General features: G+C 67.0%; 21 protein-coding genes. 11 read left to right on the top strand and 10 right to left on the bottom strand.

The genetic code is table 11. The features are described from left to right. Positions 1-145: 145 nt before the first annotated feature. Both ABIC17_RS19070 and ABIC17_RS19075 read right to left on the bottom strand, forming a co-directional pair. Positions 146-772, bottom strand: a complete 627-nt coding sequence (locus ABIC17_RS19070; RefSeq protein WP_354284605.1) for a 2-dehydro-3-deoxy-6-phosphogalactonate aldolase — start codon at positions 770-772, stop codon at positions 146-148. 4 nt (positions 773-776) lie between these two features. Continuing rightward, positions 777-1,667 carry a 2-dehydro-3-deoxygalactonokinase gene (locus ABIC17_RS19075; protein ID WP_354284849.1) on the bottom strand — a complete coding sequence of 297 codons (891 nt, stop codon included), beginning with the start codon at positions 1,665-1,667 and terminating at the stop codon, positions 777-779. A gap of 155 nt (positions 1,668-1,822) precedes the next feature. On the opposite strand from ABIC17_RS19075, the gene ABIC17_RS19080 reads away from it, so the two are divergent. Beyond that, entirely contained in the window at positions 1,823-2,548 is a 726-nt protein-coding gene (locus ABIC17_RS19080; protein WP_354284607.1) for a FadR/GntR family transcriptional regulator, read from the top strand. Between the two features lie 58 nt (positions 2,549-2,606). After that, the gene (locus ABIC17_RS19085) at positions 2,607-3,563 is read left to right on the top strand and encodes a Gfo/Idh/MocA family protein (protein ID WP_354284609.1); all 957 of its coding nucleotides are present in this window, start codon (positions 2,607-2,609) and stop codon (positions 3,561-3,563) included. A 289-nt stretch (positions 3,564-3,852) separates the two neighbouring features. Here the strand turns inward: ABIC17_RS19085 and ABIC17_RS19090 are convergent, their stop codons facing one another. The 3 genes from ABIC17_RS19090 to ABIC17_RS19100 are packed head-to-tail and all read right to left on the bottom strand — an operon-like array spanning position 3,853 to position 8,086. Then, positions 3,853-5,241, bottom strand: coding sequence for an efflux transporter outer membrane subunit (locus ABIC17_RS19090; protein WP_354284611.1), 1,389 nt, complete (start codon positions 5,239-5,241; stop codon positions 3,853-3,855). Then, entirely contained in the window at positions 5,238-6,428 is a 1,191-nt protein-coding gene (locus ABIC17_RS19095; RefSeq protein ID WP_354284613.1) for an HlyD family secretion protein, read from the bottom strand. Before ABIC17_RS19095 ends, ABIC17_RS19090 begins: the two co-directional genes overlap by 4 nt. Continuing rightward, positions 6,425-8,086, bottom strand: coding sequence for an MFS transporter (locus tag ABIC17_RS19100; protein WP_354284614.1), 1,662 nt, complete (start codon positions 8,084-8,086; stop codon positions 6,425-6,427). The genes ABIC17_RS19095 and ABIC17_RS19100 overlap by 4 nt, the downstream gene beginning before the upstream one ends. 209 nt (positions 8,087-8,295) lie before the next feature. Between ABIC17_RS19100 and ABIC17_RS19105 the strand changes: the two genes are divergently transcribed. The 4 genes from ABIC17_RS19105 to ABIC17_RS19120 all read left to right on the top strand — a co-directional run bounded on the left by ABIC17_RS19105 (position 8,296) and on the right by ABIC17_RS19120 (position 14,277). After that, positions 8,296-9,744, top strand: coding sequence for an ATPase domain-containing protein (locus ABIC17_RS19105; protein WP_354284851.1), 1,449 nt, complete (start codon positions 8,296-8,298; stop codon positions 9,742-9,744). Positions 9,745-9,762: 18 nt separating this feature from the next. Continuing rightward, entirely contained in the window at positions 9,763-12,621 is a 2,859-nt protein-coding gene (locus tag ABIC17_RS19110) for a PAS domain-containing protein (protein WP_354284616.1), read from the top strand. A gap of 132 nt (positions 12,622-12,753) precedes the next feature. After that, entirely contained in the window at positions 12,754-13,032 is a 279-nt protein-coding gene (locus ABIC17_RS19115; protein WP_354284617.1) for a DUF6916 family protein, read from the top strand. Positions 13,033-13,107: 75 nt separating this feature from the next. Beyond that, complete coding sequence (locus tag ABIC17_RS19120; RefSeq protein WP_354284619.1) at positions 13,108-14,277, top strand: glycosyltransferase; 1,170 nt, start codon at positions 13,108-13,110, stop codon at positions 14,275-14,277. A gap of 13 nt (positions 14,278-14,290) precedes the next feature. On the opposite strand, the gene ABIC17_RS19125 is transcribed toward ABIC17_RS19120, so the two are convergent. Continuing rightward, positions 14,291-15,136, bottom strand: coding sequence for a glycosyltransferase family 2 protein (locus tag ABIC17_RS19125; protein WP_354284621.1), 846 nt, complete (start codon positions 15,134-15,136; stop codon positions 14,291-14,293). Continuing rightward, the gene (locus tag ABIC17_RS19130; protein ID WP_354284623.1) at positions 15,133-17,142 is read right to left on the bottom strand and encodes an HAD-IIB family hydrolase; all 2,010 of its coding nucleotides are present in this window, start codon (positions 17,140-17,142) and stop codon (positions 15,133-15,135) included. The genes ABIC17_RS19125 and ABIC17_RS19130 overlap by 4 nt, the downstream gene beginning before the upstream one ends. Before the next feature lie 178 nt (positions 17,143-17,320). On the opposite strand from ABIC17_RS19130, the gene ABIC17_RS19135 reads away from it, so the two are divergent. After that, complete coding sequence (locus ABIC17_RS19135; RefSeq protein ID WP_354284625.1) at positions 17,321-18,535, top strand: glycosyltransferase family 4 protein; 1,215 nt, start codon at positions 17,321-17,323, stop codon at positions 18,533-18,535. On the opposite strand, the gene ABIC17_RS19140 is transcribed toward ABIC17_RS19135, so the two are convergent. Continuing rightward, positions 18,451-19,347: a glycosyltransferase family protein gene (locus tag ABIC17_RS19140; RefSeq protein ID WP_354284627.1), complete on the bottom strand. Its 897-nt coding sequence runs from the start codon at positions 19,345-19,347 to the stop codon at positions 18,451-18,453. The two genes, ABIC17_RS19135 and ABIC17_RS19140, sit on opposite strands and share 85 nt — an antisense overlap. Further along, a complete protein-coding gene (locus ABIC17_RS19145; RefSeq protein WP_354284629.1) occupies positions 19,344-20,417 on the bottom strand; it encodes a glycosyltransferase family 4 protein in 1,074 nt (357 codons plus the stop codon). The genes ABIC17_RS19140 and ABIC17_RS19145 overlap by 4 nt, the downstream gene beginning before the upstream one ends. Before the next feature lie 194 nt (positions 20,418-20,611). Here ABIC17_RS19145 and ABIC17_RS19150 point away from each other — a divergent pair, with 194 nt between their 5' ends. The 3 genes from ABIC17_RS19150 (at position 20,612) to ABIC17_RS19160 (ending at position 23,849) form a co-directional block, all read left to right on the top strand. Further along, positions 20,612-21,037, top strand: coding sequence for an organic hydroperoxide resistance protein (locus tag ABIC17_RS19150; RefSeq protein WP_354284631.1), 426 nt, complete (start codon positions 20,612-20,614; stop codon positions 21,035-21,037). A gap of 251 nt (positions 21,038-21,288) precedes the next feature. After that, positions 21,289-22,539, top strand: coding sequence for an arsenic transporter (locus tag ABIC17_RS19155; RefSeq protein WP_354284632.1), 1,251 nt, complete (start codon positions 21,289-21,291; stop codon positions 22,537-22,539). A gap of 47 nt (positions 22,540-22,586) precedes the next feature. Continuing rightward, entirely contained in the window at positions 22,587-23,849 is a 1,263-nt protein-coding gene (locus ABIC17_RS19160) for an MFS transporter (protein WP_354284633.1), read from the top strand. 12 nt (positions 23,850-23,861) lie between these two features. On the opposite strand, the gene ABIC17_RS19165 is transcribed toward ABIC17_RS19160, so the two are convergent. Beyond that, complete coding sequence (locus ABIC17_RS19165; RefSeq protein WP_354284635.1) at positions 23,862-24,770, bottom strand: LysR family transcriptional regulator; 909 nt, start codon at positions 24,768-24,770, stop codon at positions 23,862-23,864. A 106-nt stretch (positions 24,771-24,876) separates the two neighbouring features. Here ABIC17_RS19165 and ABIC17_RS19170 point away from each other — a divergent pair, with 106 nt between their 5' ends. Beyond that, positions 24,877-26,073 (top strand): MFS transporter, encoded by a 1,197-nt coding sequence (locus ABIC17_RS19170; protein WP_354284636.1) that lies wholly within the window; start codon positions 24,877-24,879, stop codon positions 26,071-26,073. Positions 26,074-26,078: the final 5 nt, after the last annotated feature.

Below are 26,078 nucleotides of genomic sequence, written 5' to 3' on the forward strand. Positions count from 1 at the left end.
ACCAGCGTTTTGGGGACGGACCTGCGGGGTAGCCCCCCCCCCCCCCCGTTCGTTTCGAGCGAAGTCGAGAAACCCGGCACAGCGCAGGTTTCTCGACTTCGCTCGAAACGAACGGGAGGAAGGCAAAAGTCTTACGACCCTCGCATTACCCCAGCGCGGCGATGAAGGCGCGCGCGTTCGCGCCGACTTGTTCCGCCGTCGCACCGACCGAATACAGCGCACCGCCAAGACCAAAGCCCGCAGCCCCCGCCGCGGTCCACGGTGCCATCCCCTCGGGGGTGATCCCGCCGACCGGCAGCACGCGGACGGTCTTGGGCAAGACCGCGCGCATCGCCTTGAGCACCACCGGGCTCGCCGCCTCGGCGGGGAACAGCTTGAGCGCGGTCGCCCCGGTTTCGAGCGCGAAAAACGCCTCGCTCGGCGTCGCGATGCCCGGCAGCGACACCAGCCCCGCCGCGGCGGTCGCCGCGATCACGCGCGGGTTCATGTTGGGGGAGATCACCATGGTTCCGCCCGCCGCCTGCACCGCGGCCACGCCGTCGACATCGAGCACGGTGCCCGCACCGATGATCGCGCGGCCTTCGAACCGCTTCGCCAGCCGCGCGACGCTGTCGAGCGGGTCGGGCGAATTCATCGGCACCTCGAGCAGCGTGAAGCCAGCCGCGACGAGTTCCTCGCCGATCGCCTCGACTTCATCGGGGCGGACCCCGCGCAGGATGGCGACGAGCGGGCAGCGCGCGAAGGCGGCGTCGAAATCGGAAACCATGGTCATGCGATCATTCTCCAAGCGCGCGTGCGAGCGCGATAATACCGGCGGCGAAGGCGGCGTGGCTGTCGACGATATGCGGCGTGCCGCCATTCGCCTCGACCGCAATGGCGTACAGGCCGCCAAGCGACGGGTCGGACAGGATATGGACATCCCCAGCGCCGTTTTCGAGCCGCACCGCGACGTCGCTGCCGATCAGCAGCCCGCTCGCATAGGATGCGGCATCGGCATCGTCGCGCTGTCCCAGCAGCTTGCTCGCGCGAATGCCGAACAGCGCGGCGGACAGATCGCGTCGTTTGCCCGCCTCGACGCCCTCGCGGAACGCCTCATTGGCGGTGACGTCACCGCTAAGCTGCGTCGACAGCAGTCCGTGGCCGCGCACCAGCGCGAACAGTTCGCCGGTCATCGCGGTGGTGAAATCGACCACCACGCCCGCTTCCATCCGCGCCCATTTGCAATGCGTTCCGGGCTGACACAGCAGGCCATCGCGCGGCACCAGCCCCGCCTCGACCGCGCCGAGCAATTGAATCTCTTCCCCGCGCATCACGTCCGCGCGCCCATCGACCAGCACCGACAGCCCCGGGACGATCGCGGTGCGATCATCGATCCAGCCGAGCCCGCGCGCGAGCACCTCGAACCCGGCGGGGGTCGCGACATAGGGCACGTCGCGCCAGCCGATCGTCGAGCCGACCATCCCCGCCAGCAGCATCGGCAAATCCCCAAAGCGCGCACGAATATCGGCGACTTCCGCCGGGAATCCCTCCTTGTCGATCGCGGTCACGCCGCGCGCATTGCGATCCGTAGCCACGACCTGCCCGGCTTCGATCCGGTAAACCCGCCGGTTGGTGGTGCCCCAATCGACTGCGAGGAAGGCATCATTGAACAGCGGCGATACGGGCATGGTCAACGCTTGGTCTCCTGCGCGCCAGGGTGCCACCGACCGCAGACGGTGGTTGCGCGCTAGGGCGGTATTTATCTGACTTATTCGCCGTGTCCACCCGCTCAAGCGGCTGCGGGTGGTGACAGCATCGTCGCAAACCGCCAGAAAGGCGGCTTATGGTTCAGCAAGCCCCCCCGCCGACGCGCAACCTGACCTACCGTCTGCTCGACACGATCGGACTTGCGATCGTCACCGGCCAATATGAGACGCAGCCCTTTCCGACCGAAGCGCAGCTCGCGCAGACGCACGGCGTCAGCCGGTCGGTGACGCGCGAAGCGGTCAAGATGCTCACCGCCAAGGGCCTGCTCAGCGCACGTCCGCGTCAGGGCACGATCGTCCGCCCGTCCGAGACGTGGAACCTGTTCGATACGGATGTCCTGCGGTGGATGCTCGAACGGACCTTCTCGGTCGATCTGCTCCGTCAGTTCAGCCAGCTGCGGATAGCGATCGAGCCCGAGGCGGCGGCGCTGGCAGCGCAGTTCGGCGGCGCGACGGACCTGGTCGACATTGATGCCGGGCTCGAGCGGATGATCGCCGCCGACCGGGATGCCGATGATCCACTCGATGCGGACATCGCATTCCATATCGCGATCCTGAAAGCGTCGCGCAATCCGTTCTACGGGCAGTTCCGCGACGTCGTCGCCACGGCCTTGCGTACCTCGATCCGCTTCACCAACCGGATCAAGGGACGCAACGCGAGCATCGCCGACCATTCCGCCGTCCGCAACGCGATCTTCGCCCGGGATCCGGAAGCCGCGCGCACGGCAATGCGGCACCTGATCGGCGACGTGATCGAGCTGATCGACCGGGTCGACGCTGTCGGGAACGGGTCCACGACTTGATGCCGCCGTCGCGTCGCCATAAGGGCGGCGCAATAATCATATAAAGACGAGAGCTGCAGTGACGAACGCGACCGACCGAGCTCTGCCGCGCGACGGCGCGATCCGTCTTGGCATCGTTGGCATCGGCAAGATCGCGCGGGACCAGCACGTTCCCGCCATCCTTGCCGATCCCCGCTTCGTGCTGGTCGCGACCGCCGACCCGCATGGCAGTCTCGACGGTGTCGCCGCTTATCCCGACCTTGCCGCGATGATGGCCGGAGTGCCCGATCTCGACGCGGTCGCGATCTGCACGCCGCCCGCCTACCGGCCCGCCATCGCGATGGCCGCAATCGATGCCGGGCTTGCGGTCCTGCTCGAAAAGCCGACTGCGGCGACGCTGGCCGAGGCCGAGGGAATCGTTGCGCATGCCGCCGGCGCGGACGTTTCGGTGATGGCGACATGGCATTCGCGCGAAGCCGCCGCGGTCGCCGAGGCGCGAACCTGGATCGCGGAACGCGACGTTTCGGCGGTGCAGATCACATGGAAGGAAGACATTCGTCGCTGGCATCCGGGGCAGGACTGGATTCTGGCGGAGAATGGGTTCGGCGTGTTCGATCCGGGGATCAACGCATTGTCGATCCTGACCTCCCTCCTGCCCCAACCGGTTCGCGTCGAAACCGCCCGGATCGCGATCCCCGAAGGTCGCGGCGCGCCGATTGCTGCGACGCTCGCGATGGCGGCGGGGGACACGCGGATCACGGCCGATTTCGACTTCCTGCAAACCGGGCCGCAAAGCTGGGACATACGGATCGATACCGATCGTGGCAGTGTGTTGCTCAGCGATGGCGGGGCGACGATTGCGATTGACGGCGAAACACCGCGCACGGCAGCGAACAGCGAATATCCCGCGATCTATGCGCGCCTTGCGAAGCTGGTGGCGGCGGGCGAGTCCGAGGTCGATCTGTCGCCCTTGCGGCTGGTCGCGGACGCACTGCGCATCGCAGAGCGCACGACGGTCGCGCCATTCGCGTTCTGAGTAAGGGCGCTACCCTGGACTCCCGTTTTCGCCTGGCCTCTGCGAAAGTTGGGTAACGGAGGCGTCATTTGCTGCCTTCCTGCGAAGGCGAGGGTGCCAAAAAACCGTCCGTCATCCTGAACTTGTTTCAGGATCCAGCCCTCCGCAAGTCCGCACTATGCCTGTTGCGCGGTGGATGCTGAAACAAGTTCAGCATGACGGCAGATTTTGGGGCGCGGGGTGATGATCAAACCGCCGAATGCCTTGATGCCGAGGTCTCGCACAGCCGGTAAAACGGATCTGGCACACCCTACCGTCGCACTGCCGACACGTCAGCTTCGGTCCAGCCGCCCCCCATCGCCTGATACAGCGCGACATAGGACGTCAACCGGTCCGCATTCGCCTGCACCAGCGCAAGCTCGGCGGTCAGCAGCCCGCGTTGCGTATCGAGCTGGTCGAGATACGAAGAATAGCCCGCACGATACCGGTTCGATGCATTGCGCAGCGCCGCCGCATAGGCGTCGCGTTGCCCACGGATCGCGACCGCCTGTTCGCCCGAGCGCTGGACCCCGGCGAGACTGTCATCGACTTCGCGGAACGCAGTAAGCGCGGAACGGCGATAGCTGAATGCTGCCTGGTCGCGCCGCGCGGCGTTCAGATCGACATTGGCACGAAGCCGCCCGCCGTCGAACAGCGGGGACAGCACGCTGCCGCCGATCGAGAAGATCCCGACCGGATTGGCGAGTGCGGTCGACAGGATCACCCCCGCAGATCCGGTCAGCGCGATGTTGGGCAGCAACGCCGCACGCGCACTGTCGAGGCTGCGGTCCGCCGCGACCAGCGTCTGCTCCGCCTGGAACAGGTCGGGTCGGCGTCGCAGCAAATCGGCGGGCAGCCCGTCCGGGATCGGCGGCGGCACCAGCGCGGTCAAAGCCGCCCCCCGCTGGATCGCGCGGGGCGTATCCCCCAGCAACAGGCTGAGCGCATCCTCCTGCCGCGTGATTGCAAGCTGCGCCTGCGGGATCAGCTGTTCGGTCGCGCGATACTCGCCTTCGGCCTGATGCAGTTCGAGGTTCGAGGTATAGCCCGTCTCCGCACGCCGCCGCGCAATGCGGAGCGCATCGCCCCGCGCGGCGAGCGTATCGCGCGCGACCGCCAGCCGCGCATCGAGCGCGCGCAGCGTAATGTACCCGCTCGCGACGCTGCTTGCGATGGCGAGCCGGACGACGTCGCGCGCGCCCTCGCTCGCGAGCAATTGCGCGCGCGCAGCGGCGCTCGCGTTGCGCAGACGCCCGAACAGGTCGGGATCGTAGCTGGCGGTCAGCGATGGCTGCGCCGTCAGGTTGGTGCTCGCGACGCCGAACGCGTTGAGCGCACGTGCATCGGTCGTTGGCAAACCCGCACTGACCGTCGGCGACAGTTGCGCGCGCGCCAGCCGCTGTGCCGCGCGCGCCTCGTCGACGCGGCCCGCCGCAATCCCGAGATCGGGACTGTTGGCGAGCGCCTGGCCGATCAGTTGCGCGAGCACCGGATCGCCGAACGCGTTCCACCATTGCGCGCGGACCGGCGACCCGGGGCCGAGCGCGGTGCGCCAGGCGGGGGGTGCAACGATCGCTGTGGCGGCAGGCGCTTCCGGGCGCGGCCCCACGCACGCAGCGACCATCATCCCCGCCGCGAGGACGCCCAGTCCGCGTCTCATCGGATTTGCGGCCCCGAAGACGTATCGATCCGCGTCTGCACCGACATCCCCGGCCGCAAGCGTGCCGCAAGCGGCTGGCCCGGATCGATCTTGATCCGCACCGCGATGCGTTGCGGCACCTTGGTAAAGTTACCCGTCGCATTGTCCGCCTTGAGAACCGCGAATTCGGACCCCGCCGCAGGGGACAGGCGCTCGACATGACCCGTCAGCCGCGCATTGGCGAGACCGTCGACGGTGAAGCTGGCAGGCTGCCCGACCGCCATCCGCGCGGTCTGCGCTTCCTTGTAATTGGCGATCACCCAAGTCTCGGGCGGCACGAGGAACATCAGCTGCGAACCCGCGGTGACATATTGCCCCACCCGCACGCCGACCTCGCTCAGCCGGCCGCTCTCGGGCGCGCGCACCACCGTATTGTTGAAGTCGATCTGCGCAAGCCGCTGCGCCGCTTCCGCGCCGCTGACGCCGGCCTGCTGACCGCCGCGCCCGACCTCGACCGTGCGAATGTCCTGCCGGGCGATTTCGCGCGCAGCCTTCGCCTGGAGCACGCCCGCCTGTGCCTGTCGCAGCGCCGCCAGCGTCTGGTCGCGTTCCCGCAGCGACACCGAACCGTCGGTGACGAGGTCGTTGACTCGGTTCATGTCCGCCCGCGCGCGCAGCAACTGCGCGTTGGCGTTGGCGACTGCCGCGTCCTGCGCCTGCAGGCTGGCGGCGCGGGCGCGTGCGGTCTGCTGGCTGTTCGCGAGCGTCGCCTCCTGACCCGCGACCTGCGCCTTCGCCTGGTCGACGCGCTGGCGGTAGATCCGGTCGTCGATCTGCACCAGCGGCTGCCCCTGCGTCACGCTCGCAAAGTCGCGCACCAGCACCGCGGTGACATACCCGCTGACCTGCGGGCTGATCACCGTGGTGCGCCCGCGGACATAAGCGTTGTCGGTCGCCTGGTTGGCGGTCGCAAACGGCGGCAGACGCCACGCGTACAGCACAGCGCCGATCCCGATCGCGGACAACAGGATCGCGACGATCAGCGCGCTGCGCGACGGACGCGGCGGGCGCCAGCCCGATCCGACCGGCGCGGTGGGGGCAGCGGGTGCAGCGGGTGCGGCAGCAGCGGCGGCGTTTTCGGCGGCGCGGGCTTCGGTCACGGGGGTGGCCGCGACGGGGCTTTGCGGCGGTTGGCGCGTATCGGTCATGCGGAAGCCTTGGCAAGCGCCGCGCGACGTTCGCGCCTCGTGCGGCGGATCAGAAGAAAAGCGAGATAGGCGGTGGTCAGACCGGCGAGGATCGCCACCAACCGGAACGTGTCGTCATAGGCAAGCACATTGGCCTCGCGTGTCGCGGTCTGCGAAAGCAAGGCACCGCCTTCGGCAGAGCGCAGCGTCGGATCGCTGACGACGCGGCCGACCGCGCCGCCCCCCGCCGCGATGCGCGCGGCGACGATCGGATCGGTCGGGTCGATCGCCTGGACGATCGCCGCGCTGTGCGCCTTTTCCGAGATCGTCTGATAGGTGCCCAGCAACGCCGCCCCCCCAAGCCCGCCGATCGCATTGACCATGCCGAACAGCGCCAGGAAGCTGATGATGTGCCCTGCGCCTTCCTTGAGCGCACGCGTCATCCCGAACAGCAGTGATGGCCCGAGGAAGAAGGTGCCGGCAAACGCGATCACCGCCTGCGTGACATACAGTTGCGCCGGACGCGTCAGGCTGGTCGACAGCGAGTCGACATAGGCCGCGACCGCGACCAGCCCGATCGCGAGCATCACCGGATGCGTCAGCCGGTTGACGTCGAGCGTCACCGCGCTCGCGATCACGCCAGCGATCGACGCGACGAAGATGATCGCGAACAGCGTCCCGAACTGGTCGTTGTTTTGCCCCAATACCGTCAACAGCCCGACCGCGGCATAGGTCTGTTCGGACAGCACGAGTCGCGCCATCAAAGTGACGATCGTGAAGCGCACAATATCCGCGCTGCCCAGCCAGCGCGTGTTGAGCAGCGGGTTCGCGCGACCATGCTCGATCACCAACGCCGCCGCAAACAACGGGATCGCCACGACCAGCGACCAGCCGATCCACGGCGCCTCGAACCACCACACCAGCCGCCCCTGCCCCAGCACCGCCGACAGCAGCGCAATCGCAACCGCGAACAGCGTGAAGGTCACGAAATCCAAAGGCTCGAACGCCTGCTTCCGCTCGGTCGGCGGCAAGCGCAGCAGGCTCACCGCGACCAGCGACAACAGTGCCAGCCCGAATTCGAACAGATACAGCGCCCGCCATTGCGACATCGCCAGCAGCTCGGGCGAAAACAGCCGCGCGAGCGGGGTCGCGCATTGCGGGATCCCGATCCCCACGACCAGCGCGCGCAGCCGCCATTTGGTCGGCAGCGCCTGCATCATGTAATAGAGGCTGAGCGAGCTGAGCGATGCCCCCGCCATCCCGCTCGCCGCGCGCACCGCGATCGCCGACCAGAAGCCGTGGACGAACAGATGCGCGAACGCGAGCAGCACGTACAGGCCGAGGAAAATGATCGTGAACGGCCGCAGCCCATATTGCTGACGGAACTTGATCAGCAGCAGGTTCACCGATGCGTTGGTCATCACGTACACCGTCGGCAACCACGCGATCTCGGTCGGATCGAACCCGAGCGACCCTTGCAAGGTCATCGTATTGACCGAAATCAGCGCGGTACCCAGCCCCCCGGTCAGCCCCACCAGGATCGCGATCGCGCCGTACGCCAGCCGCACGATCTGGGTGTGCTCGGGCGACGCCGGCGAACCCGGCAGTGCGGGGCGCTCGTGCGGCGCGAAGGTCCAGTTCTCCTCGGTCAAGAAACGACGGATTCGACTGGTGGCCATGCCACTCCCCTACGCGCCTCACCCGGACCGGATCAATCCATCCATGATGGTGATATGCGGTTCCTGCGTCTCGCAGAATCTGCCCGATCCCGCGCGAACAAAAAGAGTATCGAACCCCGTATCTCTTGATACATATCAGCCCATGATTTCGACGAGGTCGTTACGACCCCGATGAAAGGGGAGAGTGTGTGGCGGATTGTCCTACCGGCGTGGCCGGCCTTGACGATATTCTGGGCGGGGGCCTTCAGCGCGGGCGTCTGATCCTGCTCGAAGGCAGTCCCGGCACCGGCAAGACCACCATCTCGACCCAGTTCCTGCTCCAGGGTGCTGAGGCTGGCGAACGCGTCCTCTACATCACGCTGTCCGAAACCGACGAGGAGCTGCGCGAAGGCGCAGAATCGCATGGCTGGACCTTCCCGCCATCCTTCACGGTGTTCGAACTGGTCCCGCCCGAAAGCCTGCTCGACGAAGACCATCAGCAAAGCCTGCTCTATTCGTCCGACCTGGAACTGGGCGAGACGACCAAGCGGATCTTCGAGATTTTCGAGCAGATCAAGCCTTCGCGCGTCGTGCTCGACAGCCTGTCCGAAATCCGCCTGCTTGCGCAAAGTTCGCTGCGCTATCGGCGTCAGATCCTCGCGCTCAAACATTATTTCGCGCGGCATGACGCGACCGTGCTGATGCTCGACGACCTGACCGCGGACATGCTGGACCGGACGGTTCATTCGGTCGCGCATGCGGTGATCCGGCTCGAGGAACTGTCTCCCAATTACGGCGCCGAACGGCGGCGTCTGCGCGTCCTAAAATATCGCGGGCGGCGCTATCGTGGCGGGTACCATGATCTCGTCATCGACACCGGCGGGATCCGCGTCTTCCCGCGGCTCGTATCGGCGGAACATCGCGGCAGCTTCTCGCGTGAGAGCATTCCGGTGGGGGATGCAGCGTTCGACGGGCTGATCGGCGGCGGCTTCGAACGCGGCGCGAGCACGCTGATCCTCGGCCCCGCAGGCACCGGCAAATCGCTGCTGACGTTGAGCTTCGTCAAGGCCGCAATCGAACGCGGCGAGAATGCGGCGATGTTCGTGTTCGACGAAGAACTGGGGCTGCTGTTCAGCCGCGCGCTGGGGCTCGGGATCGATCTGCAGGCAATGGTCGAGTCCGAGCAGCTCGTCATCGAACAGATCGACGCGGCGGAACTGTCGCCCGGCGAGTTCTCGGAACGTGTGCGGATTTGCGTCGAACGCTACAAGGCGCGCACCGTCGTGATCGATAGCCTCAACGGCTATCAGGCGGCGATGCCGGAGGAGCAGGCGCTGATCCTGCACATGCACGAATTGCTGCAATATCTGAATCGGCAAGGCGTCATGACGTTCCTGACGGTCGCGCAACATGGCCTGGTCGGCGACATGAAATCCCCGGTCGACGTGACCTATCTTGCGGACACCGTGATCCTGCTGCGATATTTCGAAGCGACCGGGCGGGTCCGACGCGCGATCTCGGTCGTTAAGAAGCGGATGGGAAACCATGAGGATACGATCCGCGAATTCACGATCGGTCAGACAGGCATCACGCTCGGACACCCGTTGACGGCTTTCCAGGGTATCTTGCGCGGGGTTCCGGCGTTGATCGGCGAAGACGATGCACTCCTGCTGGACTAACATGGGCTTGAATTCTTCTTGAACCGCACGCTCGCCGAAGGCGCCATCATCCTTGCACCGCGCGGTCGCGACGCGGTGATTGCGCGTGCGATGCTGCAAGAAGGGCAACTGGGTGCGGAAATCGCGCCGGACCTGCCATCGCTGGTCGCGGCGATCGCGCAAGGTTGCGGGTTCGCCGTCCTGACCGAAGAAGCGTTGCGGGGCGCGGACCTGCGCGACCTGACCAGCGTCCTCGCGCAACAGGCGGAATGGTCGGACCTGCCGTTCATCGTGCTGACCGAACGCGGCGGCGGGCTCGAACGCAATCCGGGCGCGGTGCGGCTGCTGGAGGCGCTTGGCAACGTCACCTTCCTCGAACGACCGTTCCACCCGACGACGCTGCTGTCACTCGCACGCGCGGCAAGGCGCGCACGGCTCCGGCAATATGACGCGCGCAACCGCCTGGAGGACATCCACGCGGGGCAGCAACGGCTCAAGCTCGCGATTGCGGCGGGTGGCCTGGGGGCGTGGACGCTCGACATGACGACCTCGTCGCTCCACGTCGAACCCGATACCAAGGCGCAATTCGGTCGCGCTGCGGACGAACCGTTCGATTATGACGACCTGCTCGCGGCGATCCACCCCGACGATCGCGACGATACCGTCGCCGGGATCAAGCGCGCGCTGGCGGACGGAGCCGATTACCGCGCCGAAGTGCGCTGCCTCTGGCGCGACGGATCGCTGCACTGGCTTCAGGTCGATGGCCGGGTCGAGCGCGACCCCGTCGGACGGCCGCAGCGCGTCGTCGGCGTGTCGCACGAAATCACCGATCGCCGCGTGATCGAACTGCGCCAGCGCGCGCTGCTGTCGCTCAGTGACCGGCTGCGCGAAGCCCCCGATACCGCCGCCATGTCGTTCGAGGCGGCGGCGATCCTCGGCAACACGCTCAGCGTCAGTCGCGCAGGCTATGGCGTCATCGATCCGGTTGCGGAGACGATCACGATCGAACGCGACTGGTGCATGCCGGGCGTACCGACGCTCGCAGGCGTGCTGCGCTTCCGCGACTATGGCTCGTATATCGAGGATCTGAAACGCGGCGACGTGGTGACTTTTGCGGACGCCCGCACCGATCCCCGTACCGCCGGCAATGCCGACGCGCTCGAAGCGATCGATGCGCTCGCCGTCGTCAACCTGCCGCTGGTGGAACGCGGGCGGTTCTCGGCGCTGCTGTACCTCAACAACAGGGCGCCGCGGGTCTGGTCGGACGATGACCTCATCTTCGTCCGTGACGTGGCAGACCGCACGCAGGCGGCGATCGAACGGCGGCGCGCCGAGGATGCCCTCGCCGCACTGGCGGAAACGCTCGAGCGCCAGGTCGCCGAACGCACCCGCGAGCGCGACCGGACCTGGCAGAATTCGCAGGACATGCTCGTGATCCTCTCCGACGAGGGGATCATCCTGTCGATCAATCCTGCCTGGACCGACGTCCTCGGGTGGACGGCGGACGAAATCGTCGGGCGCAGCCATCTGGCGTTCGGGCACCCGGACGAATCCGCCACCAACGCCGTCGCGTTCGAGGAAACGCTGAACGCGACGCTTCGGCAATATGAGAACCGCTATCGCCACAAGGACGGCAGCTACCGCTGGATCGCTTGGGTCGCGACGCTTGAGGGCGGTCGGGTCTATGCGAGCGGACGCCATATCACCGTCGAGCGCGAAGCCCGCGCCGATCTCGAGACCGCGCAGGAACAGTTGCGCCAGGCGCAGAAGATGGAAGCCGTGGGTCAGTTGACCGGCGGTCTAGCGCATGATTTCAACAATCTGCTGACCGCGATTTCGGGCAGCCTTGAACTGATCCAGGCACGGATCAAGCAGGGGCGCATCAACGACGTCGACCGCTACATCGGCATGGCGCAACAGGGTGCCAAACGCGCGGCCGCGCTGACCCACCGCCTGCTGGCCTTCTCGCGTCGGCAGACGCTCGACCCGCGGCCGACCGACATCGATCGCCTGATCGCGAGTTTCGAGGATCTGCTGCAACGCGCGGTCGGCCCCGCGATCGAGATCAGGGTCGTCCGCGACGAGACGTTATGGACGACTCTGATCGATCCGAACCAGCTCGAGAACGCTGTCCTCAATCTCTGCATCAACGCGCGCGATGCGATGCCCGAAGGCGGTCGGATCACGGTCGAGACCGGTAACGTCGCGCTTGACGCTGCCGCGGCGCGCAGCCGCGACATGGCGGCAGGCCAGTATATCGTGCTGAGCGTCACCGACACCGGATCGGGCATGTCCCCCGAGACGATCGCGCGTGCGTTCGATCCGTTCTTCACGACCAAGCCGTTGGGTGAAGGTACCGGCCTCGGGCTGTCGATGATCTACGGGTTCGTCCACCAATCGGGCGGACAGGTGCGGATCACGTCCGAAGTCGGGCATGGCACGACGATGCAGCTGTTCTTCCCGCGGTCGCACGGAGTCGCGGCGGCGGATCCGGAGATCGTGGTCGCGGTCGATATGGCGGCACCGTCGATCGCAAAGACCGTCCTGGTGGTGGACGACGAACCCGACGTTCGGGCGCTGGTGGTCGATACACTGACCGATCTCGGGCACCACGTGTTGCAGGCGGGTGACGGCCCGAGCGCGCTGGACGTGCTGGCGTCGGGCGACGCGATCGACCTGATGATTACCGATGTCGGCCTGCCCAAAGGCATGAACGGACGCCAATTGGCAGATGCCGCAAGAGTCGCACGCCCCGATCTGAAGATCTTGTTCATCACCGGCTATGCAGAGAATGCAGCGGTTGGGAATGGACATCTCGATCCGGGGATGCATATTCTTACCAAACCGTTCGCAATGGATGTCTTGTCCGCAAGAATACAACAGCTCGTCGCAGCGTAGATACATAATTTGGAGTAGTTCAAAGGGTAGTCTGTCGCGCGCATTGCGTCATGACCCGTTTCCTTGATACCCACGGTACTTGCCGTGGGGGCAAGGGTTATCGACGCGCGAGGGTTGGCCATGGGTCGGGCAATGACGTGTAACGAATTTGCGGGGCACGTCGGCACGACATTCTCGCTGGGCGTGCCGCGCGTCGGCATCATGCCGCTGACGCTGGTGGAGGCGTCGCGCCGTCGCGGGGGCGAAGGCGGGCGTGTTCCCTTTTCGCTGGTCTTCCGCAGTTCGTCGGACGAAACCTGGCCGCACTCGACTTATCAGATGACGCATCCGGTGATGGGCCGGATCGACATCGTCCTGGCACCGTTTCGCCGCGTCGAGAATGGTGTGGATTACGTCGCGACGTTCGACTGATCGGGCGATCATCAAACCCGCCGCTTTTCGCATGGCGGCAAGGCAACCGAAGGCGCTGCGTCGCGTTGCCCCGCCATGACGCTTAAACCGATCAGCTTCTTCATTCATCACCAGGGCCGCGGCCACGCCAATCGCGCGATGGCGATCATCCGCGAACTCCCCGCGGAGCGTCCGGTGAGCGTCCTGTGCGCGCGGCCTGACCTGTTCGACGGGTTCGACCGGCCGATCGACATCGTGCCGCTGCCCAACATGATCGGTGCGCCGGTCCCCTCCCCCGGCCTGTTCGCGCAGCCGACGCCCGAGATCATGCACTGCGTTCCGCTCGGCGTCGCGAAGACGCGGGGCACGATGCGGACGATCCTCGACCATCTCGACGATGTCGATCCCGCATTGTTCGTCGTCGACGTCTCCGCCGAGATCGCGATGCTCGCGCGGATCGCGAGTGTCCCGGCGATCAGCTTGCGAATGCATGGCGACCGGCTCGATCCGGGGCATCTGGGGGCGTATCAGGCAAGCGTCGGGCTGCTCGCCCCGTTCGATCGGACGTTGGAACAGGACGACACGCCAGACTGGGTGCGTGCGGCGACGTGCTACACCGGCGGACTGTGCACAACGGTCGACGCGATTCCGTCGCGCGAGGCCGCGCGGGCGAAGCTCGGGCTCGACCCGACACAGGAAATCATCGTCGTGCTGACCGGCGGCGGCGGGGCGGGAACGCCCTATGCCCCGCTGACGATGGCGGCGCGTGCGGTGCCGAACGCGTTGTGGCTGGTGCTCGGTCCGACTCACCGCGAGGGGCATGAGACCGATTTCGGCAATCTGCGCGAACTGGGCTGGGTCGCGGGCGTGACCGATTACATCGCCGCTGCGGACGTGGTCATCGCCTCCGCCGGGGACAATACAGTGCACGAGATCGCACGCGTCGGGCGTCCTTATGTCTGTGCGCCCGAATGGCGCTATTTTGCCGAACAGACGCGCAAGGCCGAACGGCTCGCCGAGGTCGGCGCGGCGGTGATGTTGCGCGAATGGCCCGGCGCGCTCGCCCCGTGGCGCAAAATCCTCGATGCCGCGAAGGCGCTCGACCCGGCGGCGCTCGCCGCGCTGTACGACGCCGATGCCGCGCGCAAGGCGGCGACCTATCTTGAGGGCATGGCGGTGGATCTGTGGTCAACGGAGGCACCGGCAGCGCCGGTTGCAGCGCAGGCCGCAGGGAATGACGCCCCGCCGCTCATGTCAGCGGCCTGAGCGTCGCCGACGATCAACTGAACAGCGCGGTCGCGTCCAGCGTCGCGTCGATCTCGTCCCGGGTCGGCGCGCGCACTACGGTCAGCGCGGCGTCGTCGATCGCAATCAGGCCGCGCTCCGCGAACTGGCCCAGCCAGTAGTCCATGCACCACCGCCCCCATGTCGCGTGGAACAGCCGCGCGTTGCGCAGGATCGCGTCGAAATGCTGGAGCGGCGGGATGTGGATCGAGTGATGCTGGTGATACGCCCGCGCGCCGCCGACCCATGCCATCGTCACGCCAGCGCGTTCCAGCCGCGCCGCGAAGTCGGTCTCTTCGCCGCCATAGCCGATGTAACGCTCGTCCATCCCGCCTGCACGCCGCCAGTCCGCCGCGGATAGCGCGAAGGACAGCCCCCACAACTCGCCGTGGCTCGGTGTGGCACGAATTTCATCCTCGGCCAGTTCAGGTTTGGCAGGATGGCGGACACCAATGCGGTCCAGCGCGGCATCGTCAATCCGTTCGACCCCGCCCGGCGGCAGATACAGCACATCCCCCAGCCGCACCCCCGCAGCCTCCGCGGTTGCGGCATAGCGTTCGACCAGCCCCGCCGCCGGAATGCAATCGACGTCGAGCAGGATCAACTGCTCCCCCCGCGCCGCCTCGGCGGCACGGTTGCGCGCCGCGGCAAGCGGCATCGGGTCCCCCGGCACCAGCACCGACCGCACCGGAAAGCGCGTTTCAGGCAGCGGCGACGGCACATCCTGCATCCACGCGATGACGAGCTCGTCGGGCGCACGCGTCTGGCGTTCCAGGCCCGCGATCAGATTGGCGAGATGCGACGATCGTCCGCGGACGATCGTCAGGACGCTGACGCTCACGCGCGCTTGGCGGTCTTGCGGAAGTGCGCGACGCCTTCGAGAATCCCATGTGCATGCGAACCGCGCGCGACGTAACAGCGGCTAAGGTCCTTCCGCTCGGCGAGCCCGTCGGAATGGTTGCCGACGATGATCGCGTTGGGGACCGAGCGCAGCATCTCGATATCGTTGCCGCTGTCGCCCGCGACGACCACCTGCCCCGCCGCCAGCCCGAGCGCCTGGCGGACATGCTCTACCGCGGTCCCCTTGGACGCCGCGAACGGCAGCACGTCGAGATACCGTCCGTGGCTCTGGATGATCGTGCACGCCAGCCCGCGCGCATCGAGCAACGCGCGCAACCGCCGCCCGGCATCGGGATCGCCCTGGATCATGTAACTGAGCTTGGCGCGGCGCTGTTCGAGCGGGCTTTGCGGCGTCAGCCCGCCTTCGCGCGCGATGACCCCTGCGATCGCCTCCCGATCCCAGCCCGCGGCAACCTTCTCGTCCCACGCGATGTCGCGCGCATAGATCCCGCCCGGACGGCGGTGATAGATTTCCGAGCCCACCGACGAAATAACGATCGCGGGCAACGGCGCGTGATGCTGTGCCAAAACCGCCATCGCGCTGTGGAAACTGCGCCCGGTTGCAACCGCGAAGACCAGCGCGCGCTCGTCGCCATGCCACTGCCGGAACGCCGACAGTGCGTCCGCGCAGCCGAGCAACGTCCCGTCGATATCGGACACGAGCAGGTTTTGTGGAATCGTGTCACGGTCCGGCTGCGCCATCGGCGCGGCAACGACTTCGGCAAGCAGATCGGCGTAGATCGCGACATGCGCGTCCCAGTCGTACGTCCGCATCGCCGTCCGTCCGCCGGCCGCATAGCGATCATACAGCGCGTCATCGGCGAGGATCGCGAGCAAGGCATTCGAAATCGCTTCCGGCGCGCGCGGATCGACGAGCAACCCGTTGCCGCAGGTCTCGACGATGTCGTTCGGCCCGCCGCTGTCGGTTGCCACCACCGGCAACCCCGCCGCCGCCGCCTCGAGCAGCGTGAGGCCGAACGGCTCGTTGAGCGCAGGATTGGCGAACACCCCCCGCCGCTCCCGCGCATAGGCGTAGACTGCGGGGATGTCACACGGTCGATGCGTCTTGGGATAGGCGACCTTGCCGTACAGATCGTACCGGTCGATCAGGATCAGCAATTCGGCGAGATTGTCGCGCACCTCGGGTTCGAGCGTGCGCAGATCGTCGCGCGTTCCCGCGACGATCACCAGGTTCGCCGCCGCCTGCAGCGCGGACGAACGCCCGTACGCCTCGACCAGTCCCGCGAGGTTCTTCTTGGTGACGGGACGCGCGATCGCAAGGATCGTCGGCTTCGACGGATCGGTCAGAAAACGGTCGATCGCTGCGTCGATCGCCCGATCGGGCATGGCGTTGGCGAAGTCCTTTACGTCGCTGCCCGGCGCGATGATGCGGATACGGCCGGGGTCATAGGCGTCGTACAACGCATATTGCAGCTCGGCCTCGTCGCGCGACGACGCAATGATCGCAGATGCGCCCGCAATCGCGCGGTCCTCGATCGCGATGCGCTGCTCCAGCCCGTCGAGCTCGCGACACGGCTTGTCGAACGCCGCGCGCTTCACATGGCCGAGCGAATGCGCGGTGAAGACATAGGGGATTCCCAACCGGTCCTTGATCGCGGCGGCCAGCGCCCCTGCATCGGCATAATGCGCGTGGATGACGTCGGGCCAGCGATCGAGCGCACTGATGTGCGCGACCGCCGCCTCGACCATGCTGTCATGCTGCGTCCACAGTTGTTCCTTGGCGAGATAGCCCGAGTCCACGCTGCGCAGCCGCACGATCCGCGTGTGATCGTCGATCGTCTCGATACACTGATCGTAACATTCGCCATGGACCGGATCGACGAAAGCGCGCGTCAGGATCTCGATCCGATCGATCGCCGGATGCGCGTCGCTCGCGCGCGCCAGATCGAGCACGTAGCGGATGTGCCCGCCGGTATCAGCCGTCATGCCGTATTCCACATCGTGCCCCCGAAGGCAGCCCTGAAGTGCGATGTGGAGTACGAACATTGTTACCGTTCATTCTGGAGACAGAAAGATGGAACTGACTCACATTCATCGCAGTTCCGAAACGATGTACGGGAATTTAATTGATCCAGAGCAAGTATCCCCCCAGCTGCAGGTTGGTTTGCTGACGTGGGCGCTACCGCCCGAGAAAAGCGGGCTGTCCCGTGCGGCGCTGGAAATTGCCCATGCGGCGGCCGAAGCCGGTGCCAATGTCCGCGTGTTCACGCTGGATCGCAGCGGACGGGACCGCGACGGAGAACTCGAGATCATCGGGTGCGCCCCCCGCGGAGCGCTTGCCACGTTGCGGCGCACGGCGGCGCTGGGGCATCTCGCCGCGCCGCTCGCGTTCCGCGCGGCGGTCATCGCGGAGCATCGGAAACGGCGCTTCGACGTGATCGAGGCGACCAACTGGTATGCCCCCGGTGCCGCGATCGCCGCGCGACGGACGATACCGCTCGTCACGCGCAACTCCACGCCCGCCGCGATCACATTATCGCAGGAGCCGACGCTGCGTAACCGGGTCGACCGTGCGGGCGCGATCCTGATCGAACGGCTGTCGGCGCAGTGGAGTGCCGGGCTGATCTCGAACACCACGGCGCATGGCGACACCATCGCGGACCTGTACCGCGTGCCCCACCCCGGCTCCCATCACGCGGTGATCGGGCTGAGTTTGCCACAGGTCATCACCGAACGTGGGCAGAACGCCGCCTATCCGGGCGACGGCGGAACGGTCGAGCTGCTGTTCGTCGGGCGAAACGAGCCGCGCAAGGGGTTCGATGCATTGCTGGAGGCGATGACGATCCTTGCGACCGAGCACGCGACCGGGCGCCTGCCGGCGTTCCGGCTGACCCTGGTCGGCGCGCAGGAAGAAGACGTCGCTGCACTCCCAGCGCACGCGCGCGAAAGGCTCCGCCTGTTCCACCGCGTCGACGAGACCCGCTTGCACGATCTGTTCGCGGCGGCGCATGTCGTCGTCGCCCCATCGCGCTACGAAAGTTTCGGCCTCGTCTATCAGGAGGCGATGATGTTCGGTCGCCCCGTCGTCGCCTGCGCCGAAGATGCAAGCGCGCGGCTATTCGTCGGGGACAGCGGCGCAGGGATCCTCGCGACGAGGTGTACCGCGGCGGACGTCGCCGCCGCGCTGCGCCCGCTGATCGAAGATCCTGCGCTGCGCATACGCTATGCCGCCGCGAGCCGCGCGGCGTCCGGCCAGTTCACGCGCCGCACGCTTGGGGAACAGACGCTCGCGGCCTATCGATCCGCGATCGTGTCGAACGGGCGCAACAAACGGGTTTCGTCCTCGGGCCGCGCGCCGTCGGCGGACATCGCGGCATAGGTCCGCGTTCGCGCTCGAACACGGACCGCATCGAGCCGATGCTCGATCACCCCTGACAGCGCGAGCGACGTCTGCGCGAACGGGACGACCGGGCCTTCGTGGACGTTCCCCGCAAAGCGCACGGCGCTTCGGTTGAGCCGGTACTGGATGTCGGGAAACAGCGCCGACTGAGCGCCATCGACGAGGTTGCACCGCGCGAGCCCCAACGACTCCAGCCCGTCGCCGTCCGCAGCCGCGACCAGCCACCCGAGACTGTCACGCAAGACCGCGTCGGGCCGCTCGTCGCTGTCCAGTTGCAAAACCCACCCTTCCCCGGCCAGCGCCTGCACGCGGTTGCGTTGTGCGGCGAAATCCCCGGCCAGCGGGTGCGCATGAAGCTCGACGCCGGGAAACGCATCGCCCCAGGGTGCAGCGTCGGGTGCATCGATCAGCACGATCCGTCGTGCGAACTCGGGAAGCGCCGCGACCAGCGCCGCCGCATCGGCGCATTCTTCGGGCCGGGTGATGATCCCGAGCGTGATCGCATGGTTGCGCGGCACAGCTGGACCCGCGCGATCGTGGTCCAGCACATAGCCGAACCGCCACGCCGCATTGCGCCACCCTTCCGCAGTCAGTGCCCAGCGATCGTTCGGAGCACCACATGCCAGACCTTCGCCGAGACGATGCAGCATCGCCGCGCGAACCCCGTCGAGCGGAACACCCGCATCGACCTGAAGCCCGCAATGCGTGCATTCCTCCCCACCGATTCGCGCGTGCCAGTCGGGGTTGGCGCACACCGGGCACCGCAGCCGTGCGACGTGCCGCGACGTCATCCGCGCGCCCGCGCGATCTGCGCCGCGTACAGATCGACGTAATCGCGCGCCATCCGATCGGCGGTGAAGCGTTGCTCGAACACGCGCCGGATCACGCTGCGGTCGAGCATGGCGGCTTTGGCGACCGCTTCCGCCGCTTCCGCCTCGCTGGATACGATAAAGCCGGTGACGCCCGGCTCGACGATCTCGCGCACGCTGCCCTTGTCCCACGCGATCACCGGCGTCCCGCACGCCATCGCCTCGATCATCACCAGCCCGAACGGCTCGGGCCAGTCGATCGGGAACAGCAGCGCCACCGCATTGCCCAGCAGGTCCTGCTTCGCCGCATCGTCCAGTTCGCCGACGTGGACGATGGCGTCCCCCAGCGCTGGCGCAACGTGCTTCGCGAAATAGGTCGGGTTGCCGACATCGACCGCACCCGCAAGCCGCAGCGGCATCCCCACCGCCTGCGCGATCGCGATCGCGCGGTCGGGGCGTTTCTGGTCGGTCATCCGCCCGATGAACGCGAGATAGCCCCCCGCGCCGTCGCCGATCCGATAGCGGTCGTGTGCGATGCCGTGGTGCACGATCCCGGCAAGGTTCGCCAACGGCAAGGCGGACGCCTGCGCCGCCGAGATTGCCGCCACCGGCAGGTCGGTGAAATGCCCGAAGAACAGTTCGCGGTCGCATTCGTCGAGCCGCCAGTGGACCGTCGTGATGCTCCGCGACCGCGCCGCGCCGAGTACGGCTGCGTGGGCGAATTCGCCGTGGCAATGGACGATATCGAATTGGCCAAGCCGTTCGGCGAGCAGTCCCAGTTGCATCGCCTCCAGCGCAGCCGGCACCCCCGGCGCGACATCCCCGCGCGTCTGTTTCAGCGCGGCAAGGCTCGGTCCCGCGAACACCAGCGTCGCGGACGTCCGGCTGTCGGACGGCGCGAACAGCGTGACGTCATGCCCCTGCTCGACGAGCGCTTCGGTCAGGTCGTACACGATCCGCTCGGTCCCGCCCGATCCGCTCGGCGGGGTCGGGAAGACCACCGGGGCGACCTGTGCAATCCGCAGGCGTTGCGTGGTTGGTCCGTCGGTCATGATCCCCCTTTGGACGAGGCGTGATCCCCGACGGGAGGCTGGACGAATGCAGGTGGCGGTCGGTTCCCCGTATCAATCGCGCGGGATACCGGGGGTGCGCAACCGATCTGCCTCCTCGTCCTTTATGATGAGGTCGGCATCCTAAGCGTGCATCGTCCGTTTGCGCGCTCCGACACCTTTGAAAGGCAAGCACAATGTCCATCGACGTCATTTACAAGACCAAGGCCACCGCAACCGGCGGTCGCGACGGTTCCGCACGCTCGGACGATGGGTCGGTCGATGTCAAGCTGGTCGTTCCCAAGGAGATGGGCGGCCCCGGCGGTGTCGGCGCCAACCCCGAGAAGCTGTTTGCGGCTGGCTATTCCGCCTGCTTCCTCGGCGCGATGAAGGCGGTTTCGGGCAAGGTTGGGGTCAAGGTCCCCGCCGATGCGACCGTAACCGCCGAGGTCGGGTTCGGTCCGCGTTCGGAAGGTGGCTACGGCATTACCGCCGACCTGACGATCACGCTCCCCGGCGTCGACAAGGCCGAGGCCGAGAAGCTCGCGAACGCGGCGCATGAGGTCTGTCCTTATTCCAACGCGACGCGCAACAATGTCCACGTCGGGCTCAATATCGCCTGACCTGACGGACGCGCCGATGTTGTTGACCCCGATAAACCGAACCTGAACGGGACGGTTCAGTCGATCGCCATTATCCCACTGATAACAGGCGAAAGATCAAGACATCGGCGCGGACGGCCGGGCACCGGGTAGGCAACCTTCGCACTCTTTGCCCACCCGGCCCATTCTGCGGCCAACCCTTCGACCATCGGAGTTTGCGTGATGACCGTCCCGTTGCGCATATCGGAGCCCACCCGCCCGCGACGCCGTTCGTGAGCCTCGCGACGGGTGTAACCTGGGGCATTTGTGCGGCCTCCACCGCCGGCGTCATCACGCGGCCGTTCCGCTGGCCCGAAGCGATCTGGGCGATGCTGGGGGCGGCGTTGCTGCTCGTGTTCGGGCTGCTCCCGTTCTCCGCCGCGCTCGGCGCGATCGGCAAGGGCACGGACGTCTATCTGTTCCTGATCGGCATGATGCTGCTCAGCGAAACCTGCCGCCGCCACGGCCTGTTCGACTGGGTCGCCGCGACGGCGGTCAATCATGCCCACGGCTCACGCCCGCGCCTGTTCCTGCTCGTCTATGCGACCGGGATCGTCACCACGACGTTCCTGTCCAATGACGCGACCGCGGTGGTGTTGACCCCGGCGGTCTACGCCGCCGCACGCAAGGCCGAGGCGGACCCACTGCCGCTGCTATTCGCCTGCGCATTGATCGCGAACGCGGCGAGCTTCGTGCTGCCGATCTCCAACCCTGCCAACCTCGTGCTGTACGGCGGGCACATGCCCCCGCTCGGGCAATGGTTCGCGTCGTTCGCGCTGCCGTCGCTCGTCGCCATCGCCGTGACCTTCCTGATCCTGCGCTACGTCGAACGCGCGCGGATCGTCGGCGACTGCCAGTCCGAGGTCGATCGCACCCCGCTGTCGACCGGGGGCAAGATCGCGCTGGGCGGGATCGTCGCGACCGCCTCCGCGCTGCTGCTGGCGTCCGCCTTCGACATCGAGCTCGGCCTGCCGACCTGCATCGCCGGGGTCGCGACGACGCTGGTGGTCGCCATGGCGACGCGAAGCTCCCCCATCGCCGTGGCACGCGACGTATCGTGGAGCGTCCTGCCGCTCGTCGCCGGGCTGTTCGTGCTGGTCGAGGCGCTCGATCATACCGGCGTGATCCGGCATGTCGCCGAGGCGCTCCGTACCGCGTCCGCCGACCCGGCGCGCGGTGCGCTCACCGCGGGCACGCTGCTCGCGTTCGGATCGAACCTCATCAACAACCTGCCCGCCGGACTGATCGCAAGCAGCGCCGTGCTTCAGGCGCACCCGCCGCAGATGGTGGTGGATGCGCTGCTGATCGGCGTCGATCTCGGCCCGAACCTGTCGATCACCGGGTCGCTCGCCACGATCCTGTGGCTTCAGGCGATCCGGCGCGAAGGCGAAGACGTCGGGTTCTGGCGCTTCCTCAAGGTCGGTGCGGTGACGATGATCCCCGCCCTCGCCGCCGCGCTCGCCGCGCGCATCGCGCTCGGCTGACGCCCGCCACCCGACCGCCCCCTTCTCAAGCCCCGCGAGACTCCCTCATGGCCACTGCCTTCGCTTCTCCCGCATCCGGCGGCTCGACACCGCGGCGCTCCAAACCGGGCAGCACGCTCGACGCGCTCAACTTCTTCCTCGCCGACGTTCGCGACGGGCTCGGGCCGTATCTCGCGATCTATCTCGTCGCGGTGCGCGGACCGGCGCATGGCTGGAACGAGGCGACCGTCGGGCTGGTGCTGACGATCGCGGGGATCGTCGGCCTGCTCGCACAAACGCCTGCAGGCGGCCTGATCGACCGCAGCAAGAACAAGCCGCGGATCGTGATGATCGCGGCACTGCTGGTGACATTGAGCAGCCTGTCGCTGCCGATCGTATCCGGCTTCGCCGCGGTAACCGTTACGCAATCGATCGCCGCGGTGGCGGGTGCGGTGTTTGCGCCCGCCATTTCGGCGATCACGCTCGGCCTCGTCGGCCCCAAGCTGTTCGCCAAGCGCGTCGCGCGCAACGAAGCATTCAACCACGCGGGCAACGCGGTGTCCGCGGCGCTCGCGGGCGTGCTCGCGTGGAAGTTCGGGCCGGTCGTGGTGTTCTGGCTGATGGCCGGCCTCACCGTCGCAAGCATCGCGACGACCTTCCGCATCCGCAACGACGACATCGACAATGCGGTCGCACGCGGGCTCGATTGCGAGCCCGAGGAAGGCTGCGAGGAACCAAGCGGCTGGAAGGTGCTGGTCGAGAACCGCCCGCTGATGCTGTTCGCGGTGATCGCCTTCCTGTTCCATCTGTCGAATGCCGCGATGCTCACCTCGGTCAGCCAGTTGCTCGCGAAGACCGTAGGCAAGGACCAGGCGACCTCGCTCACCGCCGCGTGCATCGTCGCCGCGCAGCTCGTGATGGTACCGGTCGCGATCCTCGTTGGGCGCAGCACCGAACGGTTCGGCACCAAGCCGATCTTCCTGCTCGCCTTCGCCTTCCTCGCCGCCCGCGGCGCGCTCTACACCGTATCAAACGATCCCTATTGGCTGGTCGGCGTGCAAGCGCTCGACGGCGTTGGGGCAGGAATCTTCGGGGCATTGTTCCCGGTGGTGATCGCCGACCTGACCGAGGGCAGCGGACGCTTCAACGTCAGCCAGGGCGCGGTCGCTACGACACAGGGGCTGGGTGCGGCGCTGTCCGCGTCGCTCGCGGGCGCGATCATCGTCTGGGCAGGGTATAGCGTCAGCTTCCTGACGCTCGCGGCGATCGCGGCGGCTGGGTTTACGCTCTACCTGCTGGCGATGCCCGAGACGAAGAAGGCGAAGCAATAGCCACGGCGCCGATCAGTCGATGCGGAGCCCGGTGCTCAACACCTCGAGCACCGCATCGACTTTCGGGCTGAGCTGGCGACTACGCTGCCAGACGAGGTGGAGCGGCAGCCCTTCGGTCGCTTGGTCGGGCAGGACCTCCACCAGCTCTCCTCGCGCGAGTTCGTCCGCGATCAGCCAGGTTGCGAGCTGTGCAATCCCGAACCCAGCCTTGACTGCCTCGACCTGCGCCTCCGCACTGCCGAGCACGATCCGCGGCTCCATCGTGCGGTGTTCCACCCCGCCCGCGCCGTCGGCGAACCGCCACGCGATCGTGCTGCCGTCCGCGCGACCATACAGGATGCAGTCGCGCGCCATCACCTCCTCGACCGTCCGGGGCACGCCATGCCGCGCAAGATACGCCGGCGACGCACAAACGATCACGCGTTCGGTGCCGAGATAGCGATGCCCCAGCGCATCCGGCCATGCCGCCACCGTCCCGATCCGCACCGCGACGTCGATCCCTTCCTCGACGATATCGACCAGCCGATCGGTAAAGGTGATGTGCGGCCGCACGTTCGGATTACGCTCGGCAAAGCCGAGCAACAGCGGCATCGCGCGCATCCGCCCGAACGCGATCGGCACGTCGACCTTGATCCGCCCGACCACTTCGGAGCGATGCGACGCCAGCACCGCCTCCGCCTCGACCAGTTCCGCCAGCACGCGGACGCACGTTTCGTAAAACGCCGCCCCCGCCTCGGTCAGCGTCAGCCGCCGCGTGGTCCGGTCGAACAACCGACTGCCAAGCCGGCTCTCGAGCCGCGCCATCGCCTTGCTGATTGCGGAACTCGACAGGTTGAGCCGCTTGCCTGCGGTGGTGAAACTGCCCGCATCCGCCGCGGTGACAAAGGCCTCGATGCCCTTCAGGCGTTCCGACGGGATCATGGCGCGCTCACAATTAGGGAATTTTGGTCCCAAGTTAGGCGAATTCTTACCGCGTGACGAGACGTTTCGTCATCCTACATCGGGCAGATCCGCTGGAGAATGCCCGATGCCGTCTGCCACTATCCCTACCGCCCACGCCGGGGCACCACCGCAAACGCGTGGCAACGGCCTTGCCGTGCTGTTGCTCGCCATCTCGGCGTTCGTGATCGTCACGACCGAGTTCATCATCGTCGGACTGCTGCCGGGGCTCGCGCGCGATCTCGACATCTCGGTCGCGGCGGCCGGGCAACTCGTCACGCTGTTCGCGTTCACCGTGATGCTGGCGGGGCCGTTCCTCACTGCGATGCTGTCGCATTTCGAACGCAAGCGGCTGTTCGTCGTGATCCTGCTGATTTTCGCAGGGGCCAATGCGCTGGCCGCGGCCGCCCCCAATATCTGGATCCTCGAATTCGCGCGCTTTCTCCCAGCGCTTGCGCTCCCCGTCTTCTGGGGCACCGCGAGCGAGACCGCAGGCACGCTGGCTGGCCCGGAACGGTCGGGCAAAGCGGTCGCGAACGTTTATCTCGGAATCTCGGGCGCGATGGTGCTCGGCATTCCGCTCGGCACGCTCGCGTCGGATGCGTTCGGCTGGCGCGGGACGTTCTGGGGCCTGTCGGGGCTGTCGTTGCTAATGGGTGTGCTGCTGTTCTTCGTCATGCCGACGCTCGCCCGCCCCGCCCGTGTCCGGCTCGCCGAGCAGGCGCGGATCCTCAAGGACCCGTATTTCCTCGGCAACGTCGTGCTGTCGGTGGTGGTCTTCACCGCGATGTTCACCGCCTACACCTATCTCGCCGACACGCTGCAGCAGATCGCGCATATCCCCGCGGGTCGGGTCGGCTGGTGGCTGATGGGGTTCGGCATCGTCGGGCTTGGCGGCAATTGGCTCGGCGGGCAGTTCGTTGGCAAGGGGCCGCTGCTGGTGACCGCAATCGCCTCGCTGGTGCTCGCAGTCGGGATCGCGGCGACGACCCTGTTCGCCGGGTCGCCGGTCTGGCTCGGTGTCGCGCTCGCGGTGTGGGGCGTCGCCAACACCGCGCTCTACCCGATCTGCCAGGTCCGCGTCATGCAGTCGGCGAGCCATGCGCAGGCACTGGCGGGCACGCTCAACGTGTCGATGGCGAACGCCGGAATCGGGCTCGGCGCGATCATCGGCGGGGCGATCATCCTGCACCTTGGCCTGCCGAGCGTCGGCTATGTCGCTGCGGCGATTGCCGTGCTGGCGGTGGTGCTGACCCCGCTGGTCGCGCGACTGAAGCGCGGCTGAAGCGT

Source organism: Sphingomonas sp. PvP056, from assembly GCF_040549155.1.
GTDB lineage: Bacteria > Pseudomonadota > Alphaproteobacteria > Sphingomonadales > Sphingomonadaceae > Sphingomonas.

Excerpts from the sequence above, each read along its gene's own strand:
- ABIC17_RS19150 (WP_354284631.1), top strand. The coding sequence starts at position 20,612 with ATGTCCATCGACGTCATTTACAAGACCAAGGCCACCGCAACCGGCGGT.
- ABIC17_RS19140 (WP_354284627.1), bottom strand. The coding sequence starts at position 19,347 with ATGACGTCGCGGCACGTCGCACGGCTGCGGTGCCCGGTGTGCGCCAAC.
- ABIC17_RS19080 (WP_354284607.1), top strand. The coding sequence starts at position 1,823 with ATGGTTCAGCAAGCCCCCCCGCCGACGCGCAACCTGACCTACCGTCTG.
- ABIC17_RS19070 (WP_354284605.1), bottom strand. The coding sequence starts at position 772 with ATGACCATGGTTTCCGATTTCGACGCCGCCTTCGCGCGCTGCCCGCTC.
- ABIC17_RS19145 (WP_354284629.1), bottom strand. The coding sequence starts at position 20,417 with ATGACCGACGGACCAACCACGCAACGCCTGCGGATTGCACAGGTCGCC.
- ABIC17_RS19120 (WP_354284619.1), top strand. The coding sequence starts at position 13,108 with ATGACGCTTAAACCGATCAGCTTCTTCATTCATCACCAGGGCCGCGGC.
- ABIC17_RS19130 (WP_354284623.1), bottom strand. The coding sequence starts at position 17,142 with ATGACGGCTGATACCGGCGGGCACATCCGCTACGTGCTCGATCTGGCG.
- ABIC17_RS19090 (WP_354284611.1), bottom strand. The coding sequence starts at position 5,241 with ATGAGACGCGGACTGGGCGTCCTCGCGGCGGGGATGATGGTCGCTGCG.
- ABIC17_RS19170 (WP_354284636.1), top strand. The coding sequence starts at position 24,877 with ATGCCGTCTGCCACTATCCCTACCGCCCACGCCGGGGCACCACCGCAA.
- ABIC17_RS19165 (WP_354284635.1), bottom strand. The coding sequence starts at position 24,770 with ATGATCCCGTCGGAACGCCTGAAGGGCATCGAGGCCTTTGTCACCGCG.
- ABIC17_RS19115 (WP_354284617.1), top strand. The coding sequence starts at position 12,754 with ATGACGTGTAACGAATTTGCGGGGCACGTCGGCACGACATTCTCGCTG.
- ABIC17_RS19075 (WP_354284849.1), bottom strand. The coding sequence starts at position 1,667 with ATGCCCGTATCGCCGCTGTTCAATGATGCCTTCCTCGCAGTCGATTGG.
- ABIC17_RS19095 (WP_354284613.1), bottom strand. The coding sequence starts at position 6,428 with ATGACCGATACGCGCCAACCGCCGCAAAGCCCCGTCGCGGCCACCCCC.
- ABIC17_RS19160 (WP_354284633.1), top strand. The coding sequence starts at position 22,587 with ATGGCCACTGCCTTCGCTTCTCCCGCATCCGGCGGCTCGACACCGCGG.
- ABIC17_RS19100 (WP_354284614.1), bottom strand. The coding sequence starts at position 8,086 with ATGGCCACCAGTCGAATCCGTCGTTTCTTGACCGAGGAGAACTGGACC.